Origin of the sequence: Streptomyces sp. NPDC057654 (assembly GCF_042800135.1) — a bacterium.
GTDB lineage: Bacteria > Actinomycetota > Actinomycetes > Streptomycetales > Streptomycetaceae > Streptomyces.
The window spans coordinates 1-3,723 of the sequence record NZ_JBHVHQ010000706.1 but is presented as its reverse complement, the minus strand read 5'-3'; the positions used below and the strand labels follow the sequence as shown (position 1 = coordinate 3,723).

Here is a 3,723-nt window from a genome sequence, read left to right as displayed (position 1 = left end):
GCGGCGATCAGGGCGCTGGTCAGGTCGTCGCCCGGCGCGGCCCGCTTGGCCTCGACCAGCGCGCCGAGCACGGCGCGCAGCTCCGCGGTGTTGGCCTCGGCCGCCGCCGGGGAGTTGGCGGTGTCGAACATGGCGTCCACGGTGCGCCGCAGTGCGGGCCGGAGCCGCTCGGGCACGCCCATCAGCTCGTTGATCACCTGGAGCGGTACGGGGTAGGCGAAGCGTTCCCGCAGGTCGACGGGGTGTCCGTGGGCGCCGGCCGCCGCGAGGTCGTCGAGCAGCCCCTCCACGACGGCCTCGATCCGGGGCCGCAGCGCCTGGGTGCGGCGCGCGGTGAACGAGGAAGCGACCAGCCGGCGCAGCCGCGCGTGCTCGCGCCCGTATCCGGTGGCCATGCTGTTCGTCGTCACCCAGATGTACAGCGGCCAGTCGGGGCGGATGCGGCCGTCGGCGAAGGCCGCCCAGTGCCGCCGGGTGTCCTTGGAGACCCGGTCGTCGGTGAGCAGCCGCTTGAGGTGGTCCGGGCTGGTCACCGACCAGGCGCGCACTCCGCCGGGGAGTTCGACGCGCGCCGCGGGGCCGCGGGCCCGCAGCCGGGCCCCCTCGCCGTGGATGTCGCGGCCGGTGAGGTCGATGACGATGGGTTCGGGGTCTAGAGATTCGGGAGCGAGGGATTCGGGCTCGGGGCAGGGCTCGCGCATGCGGGACTCCTCGGGCTCCGCCGACGGCGGTGGGCCGTCGGCCGTCGGGAAGGCGACGGCCCGGAGGGCCGCCGTTCCGGGGACCAGGACAGCACGCCCCTCGGGCCCGCTCCCACTCCTTTTCCGGGCAGGTCGTGCCGATGCCGTACGGGTGTGGCGACGGGGGTACGAACCGGGCCGGAGCGGGCGGGGCGGAGCCCTTCGCACATGCGCCCCAGCGCTGCCGCGCGCCACCTGCCTGTGCCCGGTTACGGGTCCTGTGCGTCCCCTCAGGGGCGCACGGCGCGCTACCCCGGCGCGCGGAGCGCCGTGGCCGGGCGCTGGGCGAGGGCGATGCGCGTCGTCACCACCCCCGTGGCGAGCGCCAGTGCCCCCGCGCCGCCCACGATGAGCGCCGTGACGGACGGCGACAGGTCCAGCCGGGCGCTGCCGGTCAGGGCGCGGGCGCTGCCGACGAGGACCGCGCCGGCCACCGCCGAGCCGAGCAGCAGCGCGGCGAGCACGGTGACCGCGTTCTCCAGGCCCATCATCCGGCCGATCTGCCGGCGGGTGGCCCCGACGAGCCGCAGCAGCGCGAACTCGCCCGAGCGCTCCATCGTCGTCATGACGAGCGTGTTGACCACGGAGATCGAGGTGAAGACGGTGATCACGGCGAGAAGCAGATACGTCACGGTCATCGACGCGTCCTGCCGGTGCCGGGCCTCGGCGGCGTACGCGGCGTGGTCGAGCACCCGCCACTGCCCGTGCCGCCCCTTGGCGAGCGCGGCGAGCCCGTCCGCGACCGCGCGCTCCCGGCCGGGCGCGGAGCGTACGTACACGGTGTCCAGCCCGAGCGTCTCGCCGTCCATGAGGTGGCGTGCGGCGAGCCGTTGCGGGAGCACGATGTCGCCGAAGCCGTTGCCGCGCGTGTAGCGGTAGGCGACCCGTACGCGCTCGACGCGGTCGTCGTCCAGGAGCAGGCGCACCTCGTCGCCGGGGCGTGCGCCCGCCGCGCGGGCCAGCCGCTCGCTCAACGCCACTTCGTGCGCGCCGAGTTCGGTCGTACCACGATCGTTGGCCGCTCCGAGGTCGAGCACTCGCCCGAGCGGCCCGTCGCCGACCGCCTGCGCGTCCCCGCCGGGGCCGTGCTGCGAGTCCGAGCCCGCCTTGCCGGTGAGCACCTTCGCGTACGTGCTGGTCGTGCCGACCGCGGCGGCCGCTCCCGGCACCCGGCGGACCGTGCGGACGGCGTCGGCGGGGAGTTCGTCGTCGCTGGTGACGATCTGGTCGGCGACCATGCGCCCGCTGTCCTGCCGCTGCTGTTCGCGCCACTTCATCTGCGGTACGAACAGCGAGACCGCCGCGAACGCGACCGTCAGGGCCAGCGGCATGATCGCCGAGGCGAGGCGGCGGTGGCCCGTGCCGAGGTTGGCCCCGGCCACGAAGCCGACGCCGGAGAAGAGCAGTCTGCACAGCCCGCCGAAGGCGGCGCCGGCGAGGCGGCCGATCCAGGGGGCGAGCAGCGCGATGGCGATCATGAAGACCATGACCATGCCGGACGCCGCATTGACGTCGGAGCTCGAACCCGGGCTGTCCGCGATGGACTCCAGCCCCCAGATCCCGCCGCCGAGGACCAGCAGTCCGGCAGCCGTACGTACCCACCCGGCCCGGTGCCGGGGCGTCGCCGCCTCGCCCAGCGCCCGCATCGCCCGCACCCGCGCGGCCCGCCGGCCGCTGCTCCACACGGCGGCCTCGGCCGTCACCCAGCAGACGGCCGCCGCCGAGACCAGGCTCACCGGCCCGAAGTCCAGCCGGAAATCCGGGGAGAACAGCCCCTGCCCGGCGAGCGCCGCCCGCAGCCCCGCGGCCAGCAGCACCCCCAGCCCGCAGCCCGGAAGCAGCGCCGCCACGGTGACCACGGCCGCCTCGTAGGCCACCATCCGGCGCACCTGGCGCGGGGTCGCGGCGATCGCCCGCAGCAGCGCGATCTCCCGCGTCCGCTGCTGCACGGACAGCGAGAACGTACCCGCCACCGCGAACGCCGCCACGAACAGCGAGATGAACCCGAACGGCACCGCGAACGCCACCACATCCGGCCCGCCCGCCGCGGCCCCGGCCCGCGCCCCGGACTCCAGCAGCACCGCGCACGCCGTGACCAGCGCCTGAGCGCAGACCATCGCGACGAACGAGCCGATGAAGTCGGTGCGGCGGGACCGCACGGTCCACCAGGCAAGTTGCAGTAACGCCACGATCCGTCCCCCCAGTTCGCCGGTCCGCGCCCACCCCTGTGCGCCGCCGTCCCGATCGTAATCGGACGCTTGCCCGCTACGGCCGCGGGCTCGCCTCCCCCGCGCCCCCGCCTACCATGGCCCGTATGGATCTCACCCCCTCGCGCCGTCTCGTGCTCGCCTCCCAGTCCCCCGCCCGGCTCGGGCTGCTGCGGCAGGCCGGGTTCGCGCCCGAGGTGATCGTCAGCGGCGTGGACGAGGACGCGATCAGCGCGGACAGCCCCGCCGAGCTGGCGCGGGTGCTCGCCGAGGCGAAGGCCGAGGCCGTGTCCGTACGGGCCGAGGCGGCGGGCGCGCTCGTCGTGGGCTGCGACTCGGTGCTGGAGCTGGACGGGCAGGCGTACGGCAAGCCGGTGGACGCCGAGGACGCCACGGCCCGCTGGAAGGCGATGCGCGGCCGCGCGGGGATTCTGCGCAGCGGCCACTGCGTGATCGACACGGCGAACGGCCGCCGCGCCTCGGCGACGGCGTCCACCACCGTCCGCTTCGGCGAGCCGACGGACGACGAGATCGCCGCCTATGTCGCCACCGGCGAACCGCTGCGCGTCGCGGGCGCGTTCACGATCGACGGCTACGCGGCCCCGTTCGTCGAGAGCATCGACGGCAACCACGGAACGGTCCTGGGGCTGAGCGTCCCGCTGCTGCGCGAGCTGCTGGCGGGACTGGACGTGCGGGTCACGGACCTCTGGGCATGACGGGTAGGGGCGTGACGGTCCCCGCATGACGATCCGGGCATGCGGAAGGGCGCGGAAGTC

At 75.2% G+C, this 3,723-nt stretch carries 2 protein-coding genes and 1 pseudogene; 1 reads left to right on the top strand and 2 read right to left on the bottom strand.

The window, feature by feature from the left end; translation table 11 throughout:
• Together ACFU99_RS34085 and ACFU99_RS34080 are read right to left on the bottom strand one after the other, a co-directional pair.
• Positions 1-701 (bottom strand): annotated as a pseudogene (locus tag ACFU99_RS34085) (cytochrome P450); the annotation flags it as partial.
• A gap of 287 nt (positions 702-988) precedes the next feature.
• Positions 989-2,929 (bottom strand): FtsX-like permease family protein, encoded by a 1,941-nt coding sequence (locus ACFU99_RS34080; RefSeq protein WP_384399569.1) that lies wholly within the window; start codon positions 2,927-2,929, stop codon positions 989-991.
• 116 nt (positions 2,930-3,045) lie between these two features.
• On the opposite strand from ACFU99_RS34080, the gene ACFU99_RS34075 reads away from it, so the two are divergent.
• Positions 3,046-3,663 carry a Maf family protein gene (locus ACFU99_RS34075; RefSeq protein ID WP_384399566.1) on the top strand — a complete coding sequence of 206 codons (618 nt, stop codon included), beginning with the start codon at positions 3,046-3,048 and terminating at the stop codon, positions 3,661-3,663.
• Positions 3,664-3,723 lie beyond the last annotated feature (60 nt).

Bases quoted from the DNA above. Each gene is read 5' to 3' on its own strand.
- ACFU99_RS34075 (WP_384399566.1), top strand. From the start codon at position 3,046: ATGGCCCGTATGGATCTCACCCCCTCGCGCCGTCTCGTGCTCGCCTCC.